The following is a 19,611-nucleotide window of genomic DNA, read 5'->3' on the forward strand; positions in this document are numbered from 1 at the left end:
GACATTATTCCGCCGGAATGGAAGCAACGCGAAGACCGCCATCGAAATTAACCTTCTGTTAAATAGACCATTGACTTGTAGTATTAATAGGTTGTTAAAGGAGCCGCTCGCTGAGGTCGAAATTGACCCGCCAATAAACATTTTAGGAGAGAGCCATGGCTTCGCTGATACATGCAACTGATGATAGTGCAACATTTCAAGAAACTGATGTTATTTCCGGAAACCTGCTTTCCAACGATTCTTCCGACAACGGCCACCTGTTCCTGCGCGCATTCGATGGCGCAAGTGTTGGCGCCAAGAGCGGCAACAGCCAGGTTACTGAAATCCAGGGCGATTACGGCACCTTCTTCGTTAAGCCGGACGGCAGCTACACCTATGTCCTGAGCGACGCTGCCAAGATCGGTTTCGCCAACGGCGAATCGTTCCAAGAGAAGGTGTCCTACAAGATCTCCGACGGCAGCGGGCACACCGACGTCGGCCTGTTCACTTTGAACATCCAGGGCGTAACCAAGCCGATCGCAGTCGACGATACCTTCAGCTTCACCGAAGGCAACGCCATCGGCGGCAACGTTCTGGATAACGACATTGCCGGCGACAACGGCAAGATGTTCCTGCGTCAGTTCCTGACCGAGCAGGTAGACGGCAAGGATGGCGCCGTTACCGACGTTGCCGGCACCTACGGCATGTTCCACGTCAAGGCGGACGGCACATTCACCTATGAACTGACCTCCGATCTGGATGCAGGTCAGACGTACACGGAAGTTCTCCGTTACTACAAGATCTCCGATGGCGAAGGCCACACGGACACTGCCAAGGTGACGCTCAACATCACCGGCACGGATGCTCATCCCGACGGCGTCGGTGTTTGATCCGCAGCGATAGATCAGTGAGACACGACGCCCGCCGCGCAATCGGCGGGCGTCCGCATTTCGCCACTTGATACAAGGCCCGGCGGGAGCCGGTATATAATCCTTTTTAGCTAGTTCTTATAGACGCAGGGGAGGCGTAGTCTCGAAGTTCGGAGGACAGGCCCTTGACCGAACACATCGAACCCAAGCAAATCGAGACAGACGATCTGACGAAAGTCTGGTCCGTAACAGAGTTCTGCGCTCGCCATCGGATAGATGACGAGGAGCAGGCGCTGTTGCTCAAACTTTTCGGCCCGTTCGCGACCGCCTCCGAATTGCTTCACAATGCCAAGCGCGCGCCAAGGTTCAGATGAACCCCTCTTCAACCTCACAAATCCCGGCAAGTCACTTGGTGAACGAGACGGCGCGAGATATCGCCTGATCGGGTGACGCTCGCTATCTTGCCTCTCCTTAGACTTTTAGGCAGTAATCGAAATGGTGCGATCGTTGCATTTGGCGGAACCATCATCGTGAAAACGAGCGGCGCTGATATGGATCATGTCGATATCGTTGATGCTGTCTATCAGGCGGCGGTCCGTTCAGAACTATGGCCGGATACGCTGTGCGCGATCGTTGATTACGTCGGTGCTGTCGCCGGAAATATTGTCTATCAGGCGCCTGATGGCCGCGGCAGCTTTCTGATCCCCGGCCGCATGCGTGAAGATTTGAATGCGCTCTATCTTCAGCATTACACGGGCAATCCCTATGCCCGTGCGTTCGAGAAGGTAAGGCCGGGCGAGATCGCGGTCGGCAACAAGCTGATCGATGCCGAGGCCGTCCGGCATTCGGCCTTTTATGCCGATATCTGCGAGCCTCAAAACATCTTCAATCAGCTCTTCCTGCCGCATGCCAGCCTGCACGAGCGGGGAGGTATCGGCGGTGTCGCTCTGTTCCTGTCTCGTCAGCAAGACGAGCACGCCGCGGAGGCGGCAGCACGGTTAGAGCGGCTGAGCCCGCACATGGCGCGGGCGATCGATCTTTCCTTTCAGGTAAACCGGATCGCCAGCGCACCCGAATTGCCGCAACGGCTGATCGATGCAATCGCTGATGCGGCCGTGCTGATCGATAGTCGGGGTGCCGTCCTTCTCTTGAATGCGGCAGCCGAAACACTGCTCAAGCAAGCCGACGGCATTTTTCTCAGCCGATCCGAGAGGCCCTCGCTTGCTGCCCATATTTCGAAGACATCCACCCGCCTAGTGAATGCCATTCGTAAGGCTTTGCTGATAGCCGATGGCGAAGACACGCGCTTCGACGGGACATTGTCGATCTCCCGGCCATCGGGTTTGCCGCCCTATCTGGTGATGATCACGCCGCTTGCACCGACAGCGGTTTCGATATGGGATGCGGTTGATAGCGGAGCGCGCGTCCTCATTCATATCGTCGATCCGGAAGCGAAGACGCGTCGGCAAGCGCAACAACTGCAACACATCTTTGGCCTGACCGAAGCCGAAACCCGGGTCGCCGCACTGGTCGGCAGCGGAATGAATCTGCCCGAGATTGCCCGGGTTCTTGGAATTTCGTCCAACACGGTAAAAACCCACACCGGCCGATGCTTTGGCAAAACGGGGGTACGATCCCAGGCGGCTCTCGCCAGGCTGATTGCCTCGATCCCGATTGCCGGAAACAGGCCGGCAACGCCGTCCCGCACGAATGGAAAGAGCCGTCCGCGGCAATCGTAAATTCTACTAGGCTATCTTCACGCGATGATCTGGAGAGGCCTGCTGCATGACCTCATAGGTCCGGGTGATTTTCCTGAATTGCTGCTCACTCTCTGCACAAAATCTGCAATTTGGCGCGGCATTCTTCCGCCATGAGCAAGAACGACATCCCCCTCGCGCCACACCGTCCGGCTTTGCCGGATCGCCTCCGCAATGACGGATGGTGGCTGACGGAGGCGAGCTGGCCTCGAGGGACCGCCTCCGAGGAGACCCCAGCAACCATGCTCATCGTGATCGAAAAGCGGCATCTACGAGAGGAGCACCAATGGACACAACCGACACCCTGACAGAAGCAATGCCGATCAGGCGTGGCGGCGGCCGGATTGCCACGCTATTTGCGCTGGTGGCGCTGGCTGATTTTCTGATCTTTGGTCAGATGCCCGGCATAAACCTTTTCCTGTTTGCGCTCGCCGTCTGCGCCGGCATTCTACTTTCGGCCGGGAAGGTCCGGGCGCCGTCAATGGCTGCACTCCTGCTTGGTTTCTCGGTTCTGGCGTCGGCACCCCTGCTGGAAGCGCCCTCATTAACCGGCATCGCCCTTTGCTTCAGTGCGCAGATAGCGGTTGCTCTCGTCGGCGCCAGGCTTATGCCTCGCAGTCTGACCGGTCTGCCGCTGGTGTTTCTCCGTTTCACTCTTGTCATTCCCTTGCGGCTTGCCGACGATATTAGGAAATATCTTAAGACGCCGGCCACACGTTTCTCCTTCACCGTCGTTTGGCAGGGCGTCGGCCTCTGGATCATGCCGCTCGCTCTCGCCGCAGTCTTCGTGTTCCTCTTTGCGGCTGCAAACCCGCTTATCGAGATCGCGCTGCGCAGCATCCGCTTTGCCGTTCTGTTGCAGTTTCTCGACCTTTGGCGAATCGGCTTCTGGATGATGATCGCTACTGTGGTCTGGACGATGTTGCGGCCGCGGCTGAAGCGGCGCACTGCGAGGTCGCAAGTCAGCAGGGCGTTCGTCATCGTACCGACCAGAAACGCACCGTTCGGCCAGGCCTCCCTGCTGCGGTCGCTGCTCCTCTTCAACGCGCTCTTTGCCGTGCAGACACTTCTCGATCTCGTCTATCTCTGGGGCGGCGCAGACCTGCCCGATCACATGAGCCATGCCGAATACGCTCATCGCGGCGCCTATCCGCTGATTGCGACGGCGCTTCTGGCCGCCGGTTTTGTTCTCGTCGCCATGCGGCGCGGCGGGCCTGGCGATCAAAATCCGCTGATCCGCGGCCTCGTCCACGCCTGGATCGGTCAGAACATTCTTCTCTGCCTGTCCTCGATGCTGCGGCTTGGGCTTTACGTCGAGGCCTATTCGCTGACGGAACTGCGCGTCGCCGCTGGTCTCTGGATGGGCCTCGTCGCTATCGGCCTCGTCTTGATCCTGCTGCGCATTCTGCTCAACCGATCCAACGAGTGGCTGATCGCCGCAAACCTCGCTTCGCTGATTGCGGTGCTCTATATCAGCGCCTTCATCGATTTCCCTGATGTCATCGCCCGCTTCAATGTCGTCCACAGCCAGGAAATCAGCCACGAAGGCCCGCCGCTCGACCTCGATTATCTCTCCTCGCTCGGTCCTTCCGTCATTCCGGCGCTCGATCTCTACCTCCTCAAGCTGCCGGATCACCTGATCGACCAGAGGAGCCAAGCCGTGACAGTTCGGTACTACCTCGCCAGGAATTTTAAGATGCGCCTGCGGGACTGGCGGAACTGGACCTTCCGGGCGGCGCGGCTGGAGAGTTATCTTCTGGCTCCCATTGCAAGATAGAACGAGAACGATAACAACAGGCACGACAAACCAATGCAGGACTGGTGATGGCGCCCCGCATTCTCGTCGTCGATGACGAACCTCATATCCGCGACGTGATTTGCTTCGCCCTTGAGCGCGCCGGTCTGGCCTGGACGGTCGCCCGTAACGGCACCGAGGCGATGACGGCTTTCCGCCGCGGCAACATCGATCTCATCATCCTCGATATCGGTATGCCCGACATGGACGGCTTGGAGGTCTGCCGCCAGATCCGCAAGACGTCGGCATTGCCGATCCTGTTTCTTTCGGCGCGTGACGAGGAGATCGACAGGGTACTGGGTCTCGAAATCGGCGGAGACGATTATGTTACCAAGCCGTTCAGCCCGCGCGAACTCGTGGCTAGGGTCAAGGCGATTTTGAAGCGCAGCAGCAATGAAGCGGGGCCTGACAGACGCCACGCCACCCTTGTCGCCGGTGAACTCTGCCTGGATCGGCGTGGCAGGACGGTCATGTTTGGCGAGAGCACCATCGCAATGACAGCGCTCGAATTCGCAATCCTGGACGCATTATTGGCACGCCCCGATATGGTCTTCAGCCGCGAACAGCTGATGGAGGCGGCCTATGGCGCCGGAACCTATGTCGCTGACCGGACGATCGACAGCCATATCCGCAACATCAGGGCCAAGTTCCTGGCGGTCGGCGGTTCCGCGATCATTGCAACCGTTCACGGCATCGGCTTCAAACTCGGCATCGAAAGCGGGAGGAAGGCCTGATGCCGGCACCGAAAGTCAGGATGAAATGGCGGCCGACGCTGGCGCTGATCGTCTATGTCGTGCTTCTCGCGGTCATGGCGCTGCCAATCCTGATCGTCATCTGGTTTCGTGCCGTGGAGGCGAGTTCGAACCGGATGGCACCGGCGGAAATCGGTGCCCTCGTCGTCGCCTTCATCCTGACGCTCGGCGTTGCCTACGTGCTGACGCGCACCATCACCGGGCCTATCGACGCCTTGATCTCCCGCACGGAAGAGATCGCCCGCGGCGGCAAGGAAGCAATCCGGCCGCTGGAAAGCTATGGAACGCGTGAGATCGCCGTGCTGTCGCAAAGCTTCCTCGATCTCGCCGGAAAACTGGTCGATCGCACTGAATATGTTCGCTCCTTTGCCGCCCATGTCTCCCACGAACTGAAATCGCCGCTGACGGCCATCCGCGGTGCGGCAGAGCTTTTGCGTGACGATGACGTCGAGAGGCCGATGACGAAGGCGCAGCGTTTGCGCTTTCTCGACAACATCATCGCCGATGCTGTCCGGCTCGATGCATTGTTGCAGCGGCTGAGGGAACTTGCGCAGGCGGAAACGCCTGTCGCCGAGGGCAGAAGCAGCATCACGGACATCATATCCTTACTGCGCGGGCGATTTCCCGCTCTCAATATTTCCGGCGCCGGCGATACGGAAATATCGGTTGCTCTTCCCCAGGAGGCAGCCGGCATCGTCTTTGCCAATCTTGCCGAAAACGCTCTTCAGCACGGTGCCACGCTGTTGGAACTCAGAATATCGGTCGATGCCCGAACAGCCGTCATTCTTGTCTGTGACGACGGCAGCGGTATTTCCGAGGCAAATCGCCAACGCATCTTTCAGCCGTTCTTCTCAACCCGCCGCGAACAGGGCGGTACCGGCATGGGCCTCGGTATCGTCCACGCCATGCTGAGCTCTCATGGCGGTACGATCCGCCTGGTGAAGGCGACCAGCGCCGGCACCAAGTTCGAAATCACCATCCCCGGACCGAGCTGACGTTCCAGAGACTGATCGGAACATTGCTCGGAAAGGCGTCCCCTGAGCAAGGTGATGTCGCCATGCCAGTGGATCAGTTTCCAGGCTCTATCGTCGTCAATGCAGCCTGCGCGATGACATCTGCAATGCGTTTGGACAGCGCCGGGTCTGAAGCAGCGCGGGCGAGGGTCACACCACCACTGAGCATGGCGAGCAGCAAGATCGCCTGATCTTCCCGGCGCCTTTTGGATTGACCCGGTATCTCACCCTCCGGCAAGCCGACCGCAACTTCCTCGATGAGACGTTTGAGTTCTGCCGTATAGGCGCTTCGTGTTTCATCGTCTGCGCGCATGACGTCGGGGGAAAGGCTCGGCAGAGCGCAGCTCTCGCCCAGATCGCAGGTTCTTTTATAGCCGAGATAGTAGCCGACGAATGTCGTCAGCCAGTCTTTTGGTTGACTGGCCCTTAGCGCCGCTATTCCTTGCCGCAGCTCTTCGAGGCCCGTCAGCACGGCGGTGCGAAAGGCTTCGCCCTTGGACTTGAAATGTCCGTAGAAGGCACCGTTGGTCACGCCTGCCGCCTTGGTCAATGCATCGATGCCCGCACCGCCATAGCCTTCCTTTCTGAAAACCTGTCCAGCCGCCGCAATGACGCGCGTTCGAGTCTCCTGCTTATGTTCCGCACTGTATCGCATGCATGTCCCTTTTAAGAGCGATCACTCTTTATGCCTTGCTAAGAGAGTGATCGATGTGTATGTATAAAGAGTGATCGGTATATATCAGAAGCGGTCACGGTTCAAACAGGGAGATATACGATGCCTATCACACTCACCGTTCCTGAAGGCCTGCTTTCGCAGCGGGCTCAGGCCCAAGCCTTTGCCGGATTGACGGACGCAGTGCTCGATGCCGCCGGCTTGACCGGCAATGACTTCATGACAGCCAATATTATCGGCACGATCAACGTGCTGCCGCGGGAGCATGTACTTGCGGCGGGAGAGCCGATCGCTGCAGCCTTCGTTGAGCTCAAGCTGCCCGAGATAGCGCTGGTGAGCGCTGAAGCAAAACAGTCCTTCTTCGAAAAAGCGGCCGATGTCATCGAACAGGCCGCCGAAGGCCGGCTCAAGCGCGAGCATATATGGTCTAACATCGTCTACGCGCCCGAGGGGGCGTGGGGCATCGCCGGTCGCAGCTATAACAATGCCGATCTTGTCGGCGCTATCCAGGGTGCGGTTGCCGCCTCGTAACGATCGCGGCGTACGCTCGGAAATCTCAGACTTGATGCAATGCCGGGCCGGCGATACCAGGGCGTCGCGGTCCGGCGCCTTGACGGAGCCAGACCATGCAGCTTGCCAACTATCTGTTCTTTTCCACCGGTTGCGAAGAGGCGCTCGCCTTCTATGCCGAATGCGGGCTTGGCCGGATCACGCAATTGGAGCGCCACGGCGCAGACAGGATGCCCGTTGCCAGCGAAGCCATGCGGGGCAAGGTGATGCACGCTCGTTTCGAAGGACCTGGTATTCTGTTCTTCGCCTCGGACAATCACGATGCCAAGCCGATGCGAGGCTCCGCCCATATGCTGATCATGGACGACCGAGACAGTACCGCCAGCCTCTTCGCACGGCTGGCCGAGGGGGGCAAGATTACGACACCGCTCGCCGTCCAGCCATGGGGAAGCTATTATGGTAAGCTCACGGATCGCTTTGGAGTCCAGTGGATGCTTGATTGCCTGGCGTGAGCATGTGCTGTCCATGTGACGGCAGGAGAGAAACTCGCCGCCGACCAAGCGGCTGCGAGCCACCCTCCCCCCAATCCCGTCTTCGCGTCTCACCGCGTCGTATAACCGCCGTCGATAACCAGCACTTCGCCGGTGACATAACTTGCCGCCGCCGAGCAGAGGAACAATGCGGCACCCGCCACCTCCTCCGGCTGCCCGACGCGTCCCATCGGGGTCATGCTGCGCCAGGTCGGGAACCAGTCAGGGTTGTCGATGCCGCCGCGCGACAGATCGGTCTCGATGTAGCCGGGGGCGATGGCGTTGACGCGGATATTCTCGGCGGCAACTTCGCTGGCGAGGCTTTTCGTCATCATGTGGACCGCTGCCTTTGAGGTATTATAGGCGACCTGGTTTTGAGGAATGTTGGACACGATGCCCGATATCGAGCCGATATTGAGGATGGCGCCGCCGCCCTGGCGGCGCATCGGTGCGAGTGCGGCGCGGCAGGCGCGAAAGACGGCGTCGACATTGACCGTCATGATCTCGCGCCAGATGGTATCGGGAAATTCGCCGCTGTCGCCGTGAATGGCGATGCCGGCATTGTTGACGAGGATGTCGAGCCGCCCCGCCCGCGAAAGAGTCTCAGCGACGAGTTCGTCGGCAGCGCTTTCCTTCGTCAGGTCGACGGCGATGAAATCGCAATCGACGCCGGCCTTGGAGAGCCGGTCTTCCGCGGCCAGATTGCGGGTTCTGCCCGTGATGATGATCTTGGCACCCGCCTCGCCGAGCGCCTCGGCGATGGCAAGCCCGATGCCGCGCGTGCCGCCGGTCACCAGCGCCACCTGTCCGTTCAGACGAAATCTGTCGAAGATCATGGCCGTTTCCTCTTGAGTGGGTTCGCGAGTGTAGAAGACGGATGCACTTTCGTCAGATGTCGGCGCTTTGCGGCAGGATGACGAGATCGCGGATGGTGATGTTGCGTGGACGCGTCAGCATGAAGAGCACGGCTTCGGCCACTTCGTTCGCCTCCATCAGGCCGCCGGCTGCGAGCGCCTCGTCCAACTTCTCCTGCGGCCAATCGCTGAGAAGGGCGGTGACGACTGGGCCTGGAGCGACGGCGCCGACGCGCAAGCCATGCTTGGCCACCTGCCGCCTCAGCGTGTGGACGAATGCCTGGACCGCGTGTTTCGAGGCCGTGTAGATCGGTTCCCAGACGACGGGGATCATGCCGGCGACGGAACTCGTCAGGATGATATCCCCGGTCTTGCGCTCAACCATATGCGGCAAAACGGCATGCACCGAACGGAAGGCGGCGTTGATGTTCAGGTTGAGCATCCGGTCCCAGGCATCCGGGTCGCCGCCCAGCACCTCGCCGCCGATATAGGAGCCGGCATTGGCGTGGAAGATGTCCAGCTGGCCGGCTTTCTCCAGAATCTCAGGCATCATCCGTTCGACGCTTTTCGGATCGGTGAGATCGATGACCAAGGGAATGGCGTTGGCGTCGAGTTTCGAGCAGATTTCCTTCAAAGCGTCTTCATTTCGGTCGACCAGCACGACCCGAGCGCCCGCGGCAAGCATGGTCTTGGCGCATTCAAGGCCGATACCCGACGCCGCTCCGGTGACAGCCGCGACTTTTCCAGACAGATCCTGTCCCATTTTCTTCCTCTGCTTTCTGGTTGCTTTAGGCTCGGCCGTGCGAAATTCGCGATCGGCGTGCCAGCGAGTCGACGATGACGGCGACGGCAAGGACAGCGCCGGTGATCATGTATCGAAGCGATGACGACAGATCGAGAAGCGTCAGCCCGCTGGCGATCGACTGGATGACGATGATGCCGAGAAGGGCTGAATAGGCGCTGCCGCGCCCGCCGAACAGGCTCGTGCCGCCGATGACTGCTGCGGCGATGGCGTTGAGATTGACGTCGCCCGTGCCGGCCTGCTGACTTGCCGTCGCCAGCCGCGCGGCGGAGAGAACGCCGCCGGTGGCAGCAAGCAGGGCGCACATGACGAAGGCGCTCGTGTAGATGCGCGAGACGTTGATGCCGGAACGACGGGCAGCCTCCCTGTTGCCGCCGACGGCATGCATCGAGCGTCCCCATTTCGTGCGCGTCAGCGCATAGTTCATCGCGGCGACGAGCCCGACGAAAAGACCGAACATCCAGGGAATGCCGCGCGACTGGTTGAGATAGAATGCGACTGCTTCCAGGGCGACGGTGATGATGACAGCGCGGACAAGCAGTCCGCCGGCCGATTTCGCCGACAGGCCGGCCGCCCGCCGGCGCGCCGAGGTGCGGTAGCTGGAGAAGAAAAAGGCAATGCCGGCAAGGGCCACCAGCAGATAGGCGACCGGGTCCGGCATGACCATGATCTGGCCGAAACTCACGAGCCAGGAACCATAGGGAAGATTGATCGAACCAGTTGCTCCGAGGATATAGAGCTGCAGGCCGAGAACCGCGAGCAGCCCCGACAGCGTCGACACAAAGCTCGGCATGCCGAAGCGGTTGAAGAGAAACGCATAGAGCGAGCCGATCAGGGCGCCGACAATCATGGCGGCGAGGATCGCCAGAACCACCGGCCAGCCCTGGTTGACCCAGAAGACGCCGACCAGCGCAGAGGCGAAGCCGCTGACGGAGCCGACGGAAAGGTCGATCTCACCCACCATCAGGATGCAGACGATACCCAGCGAGATGACACCGACGGTCGAGCAGTCGAACAGCATGTTGACGAGGTTGCTGCTCGAGAGAAACACCGGATTGAGCGCCTGGAACACCGTCCAGATGATCGCCAGGCCGACAATGACCGGCAGCGAACCGAGATCGCCGGAGCGGATGCGATCCCCAAAGGCGCGGATCGAGCCGGCAAGGCTATCGTCGTGGTGCACTCTTTCGTCACGTCGGTCGAGGAGCGCAGGTGCTGCCGGTTCATTCTGGATGGTCTTCGTCATGGCCTGCCCTCCTCGTTTTGTTGGCTTTGCGCCTTGCGGCGCATCGCGCGGCGGGAGACGGAATTGTTGGATGCGCCGGTGATGGCGCTGACGAGCTGTTCGTTGGATGCGTCGGGCGGCATGGTGCCGTTGTTGCGGCCGAGCCGAAGGACGACAATACGGTCGGCGACGGCGCGAACATCCTCCATATTGTGGCTGATCATGATGACGGCGAGGCCGCGCTCCCGCACGCGCTCGATGAGGTCTAGCACCTCGGCGGTCTGGGCAACGCCGAGCGCTGCTGTGGGTTCGTCGAGCATGATCAGTTTCGGTTGGAGCAGCAGCGATCGGGCGATCGCTACCGTCTGGCGCTGTCCGCCGGAGAGTGAGGCGACGGGTTCGCGCACGCTCGGAAGGCGGGCCGAAAGCTCGTTCAAGAGCTTCCAGGCGGCGATCTCCATCGTGACTTCATCGAGCTGATAGGGGCTGAGCTCCTTGCCGAGAAAGATATTGGCGACGACGTCCAGATTTTCGCAAAGCGCCAAATCCTGGAAGACGGTTGCGATGCCGAGGTCGAGAGCGGCGCTCGGGCTCGACAGGTTGACCGGTTTGTCTTCGAAGAAGATCGTGCCCGAGCTTGGCTGGTGCACGCCGGCCAGGATCTTGACAAGCGTCGATTTGCCGGCGCCGTTGTCGCCCACCAGTGCCACGACCTCGCCGGCATACACATCGAGTTCGATATCGGTGAGCGCCGACACTGCTCCGAAGTTCTTCGATATTCCACGCAGACTGAGGACAGGCTGACGGGAAGGGTCAGGAGTATGAGAGGTTTCAGACATCGCCTGGCCTTTCGAAAAAGCGAAAATCGGAAGCGCGACCGGTGGCCGGCCGCGCTTTCCCTTGGCTCGATTACTTGGTGATGCCGAGTTTCTTGCAGCCGTCGGCATAGCGACCGGTGCACAGCTCCTCGGCGGTGTTGATCTTCTTGTCGATGATCTCGGCCTTGAGGTTTTCGGCGGTAACGACAGCCGGTACGAAGAGCTGTGCGGGCGTGTCGTAGAGCGTCATTTCGGCCTTGATCGTTTCTCCAGCCAAGAGCTTCACGGCGACGTTGGCAGCGGCAGCGGCGACGATTTCACTCGGCTTGGAAATCGTATTGTACTGATCCCCTGCTATGATCAGCTGTAGCGCGGCGATCGTCGCATCATTGCCGGTGACCGGCGGCACCGGATCGACACCCGCCGCCTTGAAAGCTGCGATGGCGCCGCCGCCGGTGCCGTCATTGGCAGCGACCACCCCGACGATCTGCTTGCCGAAGCGGGTGATCTGCCCGCCCGCCCATTGCTGGGCGTTCGCGGGCTGCCAGTTGGGCGTGTCGAATTCGGCAAGCGTCTTGTATCCGCCGCTCGCCAGGCCCTCGTGAATGCCGTCCTTGATCAGCCCGGCAGCCGCATCGGTCGGTGAACCGTTGATCTGCAGAATGCCGCCGCCTTCGGTCGGCACCTTCTGTGCCTTCAGATGCTGGACGAGCGATTCCGCAATCGCCTTGCCGATCGCCTTGTTGTCGAAGGAGACGTAGAAATCGGCCTTCCCCTTCGGGATCGGACGGTCATAGGCAATGACCTTGACACCCTGGCTCTGTGCGAGCTGGACGAGCGATGCGGCGGCCGCAGAATCCACCGGGTCCAGCACGATGACCTTGGCGCCTTGCGTGATCGCCGAATTGAACTGTTGCTGCTGTTTGGCGATATCGGCATCGGCGTTCTGATAGAGAACCTTGCACGACGCGCAAAGCTTCTTCATTTCCGCGACGAAGCCCGGGTGGTCGTGCTCTTCGTAGCGGGTCGAGCCCTGGTCGGGCATGAGGAATGCCACTGTCGCATCCGAAACGGCCGTTTGCGCAAAGGCGGAAGTACCGCCCAGCAAGGACAGGACAAATACCGCGGCGCCTGCCGCCCGTGTTGAGAATTTCATCATTTCCATCTCCTCCCATTGAAAAAATTGCGTAGTGATCGCACTGTTCTGCTGTGGCCGTTCGGCTGAAGGAACGGTCGCGCCTGTCCCGGCGGTTTGACGTTTTTGAGGACAGGCATCTCCGATCACGAGCCGCTCATCGCGTGCTCGCGTTCAAGTCAGTGTCAGTTTTCGTTCCTCCTCCTCGTCTCCTCGTCCCTTGGACGTGCTCGTTCGGCTCCTCTAGGCCGCCTTTGCCACGTCGACATTGTCACCCAACAACCGTCGGAAACGGGAAGGCGTCATGCCTTTTTCCGCGAGAAACTGCCGGTTGAAGTTAGACAGATTGTTGAAGCCGACCTCGAAGCAGATATCGGTGATCGATGCGTGGTCATCGCTCATCAGGATCTGGCAGGCTAGGTTGATGCGCAGGCGTTTCACATACTGCACCAGCGACATGCCGGTATGGCGGCGGAAGCCGCGCGAAAAGGCGCCTGTCGATTGTCCAGCAATCGCCGCGAGATCGGCTTCGTCGAAGGATTTGGTCAGGTGTTCCCTGATATAGGCGAGCGCTTTGTTGATGCCGGCCGACATGTAACCGGAGGGATCGGGCAGATAGCTCGGGCTGGCGAGAAGCTGCGCATCCTGTGCGCGGCTGAGCAGGCCGACGATCATCATGAAAAGCTCGATACGGCGCACACCCTGCGCCTGCTGCACCTCGTTCATCAAAGGTGCGACCTGCCGGCTGGTCTCGGCGCCGAAAAGCACGCCGCGGCGGGAGGCTTCGAGAACAGGTTCGAAGGGGCCGAGTTCGGCCAGCACCTTCATCGTGTCGATGATGAAATTCTCGCTGAACTGGATGAGCTGGCATCGAAGCGGGATGCTCGATCCCGTCGGGACATCGCTGATCCAGTTGTGTGGAAGATTAGGCCCGGCAAGCACAAGATTACCAGGCTCGAACTCGCCGATGAAGTCGCCGACGAAATACCGTCCTGTTGTCGCCACGACGAGATGAAGTTCGTATTCCGGATGAAAATGCCAACGAACCGTATGGTAGGGATAGCCATGCGCCTTCGTTGCGAAAGATTCGCCCGGGCGGATCTGAATGACTTCCAAGTCAGGTTCCATTGTTTCCTCCTCCGAGGACGGTTCCAAGCCGCCCGCCAAATTCCCTTTTTGGCTTTATTGTTAAGGAGAGTGTAGTGGGCTCGTGTCACGCCCGCCACCACGATTCCCGGCTAAAACCGATACTTTTTTGACAATCGGCGCTGCGCAACCGGTGTAAGGACGGCAGTAATCCACTTCGCACATCGTCCAAGGGCCGGCCTCAGGCGGCCAAGGCTGCAATGACGTTTCTGACCAGCGCAGAAGAAGACAGCCGGCTCGTGGCGCAGCTCGGGGCGCCGATCGCACCGACACGCACGGACACGCCGCCGCGGGCATTGGCGATCGCAAACATCGACTCGTCGGTGAGGTCGTCGCCGATGGTAATCGGGGAGCGGTTCTTGAACGGGTCGGATTGGAAAAACCGCTCCAGCGCATCGCCCTTGCTCGACCGTGCCGGACGCAGCTCGAACACCATCTTGCCAAGCTGCAATGCCCAGTTCGGCCCGGCGATCTCAGCATAGTGGTGCATGCGCTCTTCAAGTACCTTTTCATATTCGGGCGCGAGCCGGTAGTGGGCGGCAACGGCTGCGCCCTTGTCCTCGATCAAGACGCCGGGGTAGTGCTCGGCTTCTGCGGTCAGTGCATGCTTCAGCGCCTGAAATTCAGGTGTCGCCTCGATCGTCTGCATTCCAGCGGCGTTCCTGATTTCTGCGCCGTGCAGGCCTGCTGTCGGAAATGCAAAGGGCTTGAACAGCGCGTCTGCATAAGCAAGCGACCGTCCGGTGACCAGCGCCAAGGCGCCGCCGAGCTTGTTCGACAGGCGATGCAGTTGTCCGGGAAGCGCCTCCGGGACCTCGATCGCATCCGGTGTGGGCGCAAGATTGAGCAGCGTCCCGTCGATATCGAGAAACATTGCCCAGCGGTCCGGCTCCTCCAAGACCATTGAAAGCATTTCCTGGGTAGCGGCATCGTCCTGCACGGCATTCTCCAAACTCTGCAATCATTGAAGCTAGGTCGCTAGTCGATGAGGGCAAGGTGACTTTTCAGACTCCGGAACATCCAGAGCTAGTCCGCGTTGTATCTCGCCGCCTGTTCGAGACCTCGCGCGGCAGAAGGTACATTGATGCCCAAAGGCAGTTCCGAGCCCCGTGATGAGATCCATGTACCATTGGCACATGGCGCCATAGTTCTGCCGTTGGTGACCATCGATGATTACAACAATGAACTGCGTGACAAGAACGGTTTCGTTGGCGACAACGCCAATAAGAAGACGTTCCAGCAGAAGCTCGACGATTGGCGAAAACGCATCCGCAAGTTTGGGGACGATCCGATCGGCAAGACCGCGACGACAAAGCTTTCCAAGAAAAAGATCGAGGCCCTCTTGACGGGCGACGACATGGAGGCTGCCGCTCTGGTCATGGGAGCGGTGGAGGACTTTGCCCAGGACTTTGCCGAGGTGATCGGAAAGTTCCTCAAGGATGAGCGCTGGTCCAAGACCGAGCGCATTGTCGTTGGCGGAGGCTTCAGGCGAAGTCGCTTCGGAGAACTGGCGATCGCCAGGACCATGGTTCTTCTCAAGGCGGCCGGCCTCAATATCGAGGTTGTGCCGATCGTCCATCATCCCGACGAGGCGGGGCTGATCGGCTCAGTCCATCTCATGCCGGGGTGGATGTTCAAGGGTTATGAGGCCATCCTCGCCGTCGATATTGGTGGCACGAACGTGCGCGCCGGCGTCGTCGAGTTCGGAAAGGAAAAAACACCGCACTTTGCGGATGCCAGCGTCTGGGAATCGGCGATCTGGCGCCATGCCGATGACGAGCCAAGCCGTAGCGGAACGATAGAGAGGCTGGCGGCGATGTTGCAGGACCTGATCGACAAGGCCGAAAAGGCCAACCTGAAACCTGCTCCCATTATCGGGATCGCCTGTCCGGGCATCATCAAAGCCGATGGCTCGATCGAACGCGGTGGACAAAACCTGCCGGGCGGAAATTGGGAAAGTGACAGCTTCAACCTTCCCGCCGCACTGATCAAGGCCATTCCCGAGATCGGCGACCACAGCACATTCGTAATGATGCACAACGATGCCGTCGTGCAGGGATTGTCGCAGATCCCTTTTATGAACGACGTGTCGAGATGGGCGGTGCTGACCATCGGCACCGGGTTGGGCAATGCGCATTTTACGAATCGCGAGGGAACGAAGGCGCGATAGTGGAATGCCTGTCTCGCGCAACTCTGCACGCAATGAACGCCGGATCGACCGGGCCGTGGAGCATTATGGTAAATAGCAGGTAAACAAGAAGGAATTCCGCAGACGGAAGCGAACTTGCCAATAAGTTCCGCTAGGGAAGATAGTCGCTTTGCCGAACAGGAGTGAGATCTGGTTGATCAGGCTATCGGCAAACGTCTGCGATACCAACGCATGATCCCGATTAGCAGTATCGATCATACCCGCCGCGACCTGATTCGCCTAGCATACGCTGTTGTGATCTTCGCGGAGGACGACGCCCGCGGGATGTCGGAAACCTGTTCGCGCACAACTGCCGGCATCTGATCGGACTGGTGTCATCGGCCTGGCCTGGCGATCGATCGGATCTGCGGACAAACGATCCCCACCTTTCAACGCCCCCTGCCCTCAATATTCTGCCGATCTAGACCCCGGCCACACCTCCCCTTCCCCGATATCACTCAGCAACAGCGCTCCCTGAAGTGAGGCCCGCACCGGCATCTCGGAATTCCGGCGATGCCTCGTGATCGGAGACAGCGGCCGGTTCGCCGGTGCGCCGGCGAAGATTCAGTCTCGCATGGCAGGCCGCTCCTGCGCGCCACTCGATCTCTGCGCGCCGAAGCGATCCGAGACGGCGAGCCTCGCTGCCGAACCGCATTTCAGAGCGGCGCTCGAAGATGGAAGTCTCCCTCCCCTTTCCAGCGCGGCATCGGAAAAGATGGTGATAACGCCGGCGGGCGGTTCTCGGCGGGTTCAAATTGCGCTTATCTCCACAACTTCACGCAATCGATGCGCAGACGAAAGATGGATCATGAACTTCAAGGGAATAAGCGCTCCGCTCAATGCCGGCCGTCTCGAACAAATGCTGAGCCTTGCTCAGCCACGCCGCGTCGCCGAAACCCAAGACGCAAATGACAAGGCCTCCGGCAGCGAATCCGTTCGCGGGCTGGAGGTCGAAAGCCTGTGCCGCTCGTCTGCCTATAAATGAGAAACGGATTGCCTGATCCGGCATGCCCAAGCGGCGGATGTTGTCTTCCAGTGCGTCGGTAATGGCGTTCTGCCGTGTTGAAATATGCTGAGATGCGCTAAGGGTGGCCGTCGATGGAGGCGGACACGGTCGCCATTGTCAGCTGACAATGGCGCTAAGATTCCGGAATTCCACATGATTTTTTCGTCGAATCCGGTTTGTTATCCATTGGCTAACCAAGAAATCGCTTGACGGAATCGGCAGACTCACGATCATTTGCGCAAAATGACCCGATTTATCAGGATTTGCGTGAATGCCGACCAAGGCCGCGATTGTTGAGAAAGCCAAGAGAGCGAGTCGAGTCTCGATCGACGAGACGATCGCGCAGGACTCGACGATGCTCAGCAGCCAATTGCAGGTGCTGTTCGAGCGGTTGTTTTCGCCCGACGCCCGCAAATCGCTAAGGCGGTTCAGCAGCACCGAGACTGCCAAGCTGCTCGGCGTCACCGACAGCTATGTTCGCCACCTCGCCGCGCAGGTGGAAAGCATCAACCCGGAAAAGACGGCGGCGGGTCGACGGGTGTTCTCGCTTGAGGAAATTCATGCGATGCGCCACCATCTCGGGCGCACCAAACCCTCCTATCTGCCGATGCGCCGGCCGGGCGATCATCTCCAGGTGATCGCCGTCACCAATTTTAAAGGTGGCTCCGGCAAGACGACGACATCCATCCACCTGGCGCAGTTCCTGGCTCTTCGCGGCTACCGCGTGCTCGCCGTCGATCTCGATCCGCAGGCATCGATGTCGGCGATGCTCGGATATCAGCCCGAATTCGACGTCGGCGAAAACGAGACGCTTTACGGTGCCATCAAATATGACGAAACGCGCCGCGACGTAGCCGAGATCGTCCGCCAGACCTATTTTCCGGGGCTCGATCTCATTCCCGGTAATCTCGAACTGCACGAGTTCGAGCACGATACTCCAAAGGCGCTCGCCGACACCAACCGCGACGACAAGGACATGTTCTTCATGCGGGTCGGCAATGCGCTGCATTCGCTGGAGCAGAGCTACGACGTCGTCATCATCGATTGCCCGCCGACCCTCGGCTTCCTGACACTGTCTGCTCTTTGTGCCGCTACTTCCGTCCTCATTACCGTCCATCCGCAGATGCTCGACGTCGCGTCGATGAACCAGTTCCTGACGATGACCTCCGACCTTCTGGCCGTGGTCAAGCAGGCAGGCGGCAATCTCGATTATGATTGGATGCGCTATCTGATCACCCGCTATGAGGCCAATGATGGACCGCAGGCGCAGATCGTCGCCTTCCTTCGCAGCCTGTTCGGCGAGCGCGTGCTGACCTCGATGATGGTCAAGTCGACAGCGGTCTCGGATGCGGGCCTGTCCAAGCAGACAATCTACGAGGCGGGACGCGAGACGATGCATCGCCAGACCTATGACCGCGGGGTGGAATCCGTCGACAGCGTCAATGCCGAGGTCGAGCAACTCATTCGCAGCGCATGGAGCAGGACATGAGCCCAAAAGGACGCGACATCCTGAAGAGCATGGTCGGCGCCGTCGAGCCGACACGGCCGGAAGTGCCGAGCGTGCAACAGCCGCATCGACCATCGGGAGCGGTCAAGGCGATGAACCTGTCGCTTGGACGACTGGGAGAGGAAGCAGCCGCCGCAAAGGCGCTGCGCGAATCGCTGGCCTCCGGCGACAAGGTGCTGGAGATCGATCCGGCTGCCGTCGAAATGTCCTTCATCCGCGACCGTATCCCGGTCGACAAAGATGCCGAGTTCGAGCGATTGAAGCAGTCCATCCAGGAAAGCGGGCAGCAGGTTCCGATCCTGGTGCGCCCGGACCCGACAAGGGCCGGGCACTACCAGGCCGCCTATGGCCACAGGCGCCTGCGGGCGGCAGCAGAGATCGGGGTTCCCGTTAAGGCCGTCGTGCGAAAGCTCACGGATGAAGAGCTGATCCTCGCACAGGGTCAGGAAAATGGCCCCCGTGTCGACTTGAGTTTTATCGAGCGGGCACTGTTTGCACGCCGCATGGATGAACATGGCTTCAGCCGCGACATGATTGCCAAGGCGCTGGCGACAGACAAGCCGGAAACGTCAAGGCTCCTGCAGGTGGCTCTGACGATCGACCCCGAGCTCATTCTCGCCATCGGGCCGGCCCCCAAGGTCGGCCGTCCACGCTGGTTGGCGTTTGCCGAGAAGTTCAGAGAGACGGGCGGACAGAAGAAGGCGCGGGCCGCAATCAGTGCCGCCGGTTTCGATGTATTGGAGACCAACAGCCGCTTCGATGTCATCTGGAAGGCACTGGAGGAGAAGAGCGCACCGCAGCGGGCCGAGCAGACGCTCCGGACCCAAGGGGGCGCGCCGCTTGCTTTGGTGGCCCGCTCCGGCAAAACCTTTCGCATCACCGTCAAATCGGCGGCGTTTTCGGAGTTCCTGGCTCAGCGGTTGATAGGCCTCGCCGCCGAGTTCGAAGAGGAAAATGCGGGAAAATGAGGCAGTTAGACCGGTTGTCAGCTGACAATCCGGATAGGAGATAACGCGCAAAAGAAAAAAGCCCCCGAACGTCACCGTCACGGA

At 59.9% G+C, this 19,611-nt stretch carries 20 protein-coding genes; 12 read left to right on the plus strand and 8 right to left on the minus strand.

Annotated features, from left to right (window positions below; genetic code table 11):
* Positions 1-155: 155 nt before the first annotated feature.
* The 6 genes from rapA2 (at position 156) to HFO71_RS30450 (ending at position 6,147) form a co-directional block, all read left to right on the plus strand.
* Positions 156-869, plus strand: coding sequence for a calcium-binding lectin RapA2 (gene rapA2 / locus HFO71_RS30425; RefSeq protein ID WP_025398239.1), 714 nt, complete (start codon positions 156-158; stop codon positions 867-869).
* A gap of 164 nt (positions 870-1,033) precedes the next feature.
* Complete coding sequence (locus tag HFO71_RS30430) at positions 1,034-1,222, plus strand: hypothetical protein (RefSeq protein WP_025398238.1); 189 nt, start codon at positions 1,034-1,036, stop codon at positions 1,220-1,222.
* Between the two features lie 72 nt (positions 1,223-1,294).
* The gene (locus tag HFO71_RS30435) at positions 1,295-2,587 is read left to right on the plus strand and encodes a helix-turn-helix transcriptional regulator (RefSeq protein WP_221985378.1); all 1,293 of its coding nucleotides are present in this window, start codon (positions 1,295-1,297) and stop codon (positions 2,585-2,587) included.
* A gap of 304 nt (positions 2,588-2,891) precedes the next feature.
* Positions 2,892-4,382: a DUF4153 domain-containing protein gene (locus tag HFO71_RS30440; protein WP_221985379.1), complete on the plus strand. Its 1,491-nt coding sequence runs from the start codon at positions 2,892-2,894 to the stop codon at positions 4,380-4,382.
* A gap of 47 nt (positions 4,383-4,429) precedes the next feature.
* Entirely contained in the window at positions 4,430-5,134 is a 705-nt protein-coding gene (locus HFO71_RS30445; RefSeq protein WP_168263946.1) for a response regulator, read from the plus strand.
* Entirely contained in the window at positions 5,134-6,147 is a 1,014-nt protein-coding gene (locus HFO71_RS30450) for a HAMP domain-containing sensor histidine kinase (RefSeq protein WP_221985380.1), read from the plus strand. The genes HFO71_RS30445 and HFO71_RS30450 overlap by 1 nt, the downstream gene beginning before the upstream one ends.
* Before the next feature lie 73 nt (positions 6,148-6,220).
* On the opposite strand, the gene HFO71_RS30455 is transcribed toward HFO71_RS30450, so the two are convergent.
* On the minus strand, positions 6,221-6,820 hold the full coding sequence (locus HFO71_RS30455; RefSeq protein ID WP_221985381.1) for a TetR/AcrR family transcriptional regulator: 600 nt from the start codon (positions 6,818-6,820) through the stop codon (positions 6,221-6,223).
* Positions 6,821-6,940: 120 nt separating this feature from the next.
* On the opposite strand from HFO71_RS30455, the gene HFO71_RS30460 reads away from it, so the two are divergent.
* Together HFO71_RS30460 and HFO71_RS30465 are read left to right on the plus strand one after the other, a co-directional pair.
* Complete coding sequence (locus tag HFO71_RS30460; protein ID WP_168269672.1) at positions 6,941-7,369, plus strand: Tautomerase enzyme; 429 nt, start codon at positions 6,941-6,943, stop codon at positions 7,367-7,369.
* Positions 7,370-7,464: 95 nt separating this feature from the next.
* On the plus strand, positions 7,465-7,860 hold the full coding sequence (locus HFO71_RS30465) for a VOC family protein (protein ID WP_221985382.1): 396 nt from the start codon (positions 7,465-7,467) through the stop codon (positions 7,858-7,860).
* 89 nt (positions 7,861-7,949) lie between these two features.
* On the opposite strand, the gene HFO71_RS30470 is transcribed toward HFO71_RS30465, so the two are convergent.
* The 7 genes from HFO71_RS30470 to otsB form a co-directional block, all read right to left on the minus strand.
* Positions 7,950-8,714, minus strand: coding sequence for an SDR family NAD(P)-dependent oxidoreductase (locus HFO71_RS30470; RefSeq protein ID WP_221988819.1), 765 nt, complete (start codon positions 8,712-8,714; stop codon positions 7,950-7,952).
* 52 nt (positions 8,715-8,766) lie between these two features.
* Positions 8,767-9,495: an SDR family oxidoreductase gene (locus tag HFO71_RS30475; protein WP_020047785.1), complete on the minus strand. Its 729-nt coding sequence runs from the start codon at positions 9,493-9,495 to the stop codon at positions 8,767-8,769.
* Between the two features lie 25 nt (positions 9,496-9,520).
* Complete coding sequence (locus HFO71_RS30480; RefSeq protein ID WP_221985384.1) at positions 9,521-10,780, minus strand: sugar ABC transporter permease; 1,260 nt, start codon at positions 10,778-10,780, stop codon at positions 9,521-9,523.
* Positions 10,777-11,598 (minus strand): ATP-binding cassette domain-containing protein, encoded by an 822-nt coding sequence (locus HFO71_RS30485; RefSeq protein ID WP_020047783.1) that lies wholly within the window; start codon positions 11,596-11,598, stop codon positions 10,777-10,779. The genes HFO71_RS30480 and HFO71_RS30485 overlap by 4 nt, the downstream gene beginning before the upstream one ends.
* 70 nt (positions 11,599-11,668) lie before the next feature.
* On the minus strand, positions 11,669-12,742 hold the full coding sequence (locus HFO71_RS30490) for an ABC transporter substrate-binding protein (protein ID WP_204347378.1): 1,074 nt from the start codon (positions 12,740-12,742) through the stop codon (positions 11,669-11,671).
* A gap of 213 nt (positions 12,743-12,955) precedes the next feature.
* Positions 12,956-13,840 carry a helix-turn-helix domain-containing protein gene (locus HFO71_RS30495; RefSeq protein ID WP_221988821.1) on the minus strand — a complete coding sequence of 295 codons (885 nt, stop codon included), beginning with the start codon at positions 13,838-13,840 and terminating at the stop codon, positions 12,956-12,958.
* A 199-nt stretch (positions 13,841-14,039) separates the two neighbouring features.
* A complete protein-coding gene (gene otsB / locus HFO71_RS30500; RefSeq protein ID WP_206116639.1) occupies positions 14,040-14,819 on the minus strand; it encodes a trehalose-phosphatase in 780 nt (259 codons plus the stop codon).
* Between the two features lie 123 nt (positions 14,820-14,942).
* Here otsB and HFO71_RS30505 point away from each other — a divergent pair, with 123 nt between their 5' ends.
* The 4 genes from HFO71_RS30505 to repB all read left to right on the plus strand — a co-directional run bounded on the left by HFO71_RS30505 (position 14,943) and on the right by repB (position 19,527).
* Positions 14,943-16,028, plus strand: coding sequence for an ROK family protein (locus tag HFO71_RS30505; protein ID WP_221988873.1), 1,086 nt, complete (start codon positions 14,943-14,945; stop codon positions 16,026-16,028).
* An 826-nt stretch (positions 16,029-16,854) separates the two neighbouring features.
* Positions 16,855-17,031: a hypothetical protein gene (locus tag HFO71_RS30510; RefSeq protein WP_168290624.1), complete on the plus strand. Its 177-nt coding sequence runs from the start codon at positions 16,855-16,857 to the stop codon at positions 17,029-17,031.
* Positions 17,032-17,323: 292 nt separating this feature from the next.
* Entirely contained in the window at positions 17,324-18,541 is a 1,218-nt protein-coding gene (gene repA / locus HFO71_RS30515; RefSeq protein ID WP_221988823.1) for a plasmid partitioning protein RepA, read from the plus strand.
* The gene (gene repB, locus HFO71_RS30520; RefSeq protein WP_221962844.1) at positions 18,538-19,527 is read left to right on the plus strand and encodes a plasmid partitioning protein RepB; all 990 of its coding nucleotides are present in this window, start codon (positions 18,538-18,540) and stop codon (positions 19,525-19,527) included. The genes repA and repB overlap by 4 nt, the downstream gene beginning before the upstream one ends.
* The last annotated feature ends 84 nt before the right edge of the window (positions 19,528-19,611 follow it).

It is taken from the genome of Rhizobium laguerreae, assembly GCF_019778565.1.
Taxonomy (GTDB): domain Bacteria; phylum Pseudomonadota; class Alphaproteobacteria; order Rhizobiales; family Rhizobiaceae; genus Rhizobium; species Rhizobium laguerreae.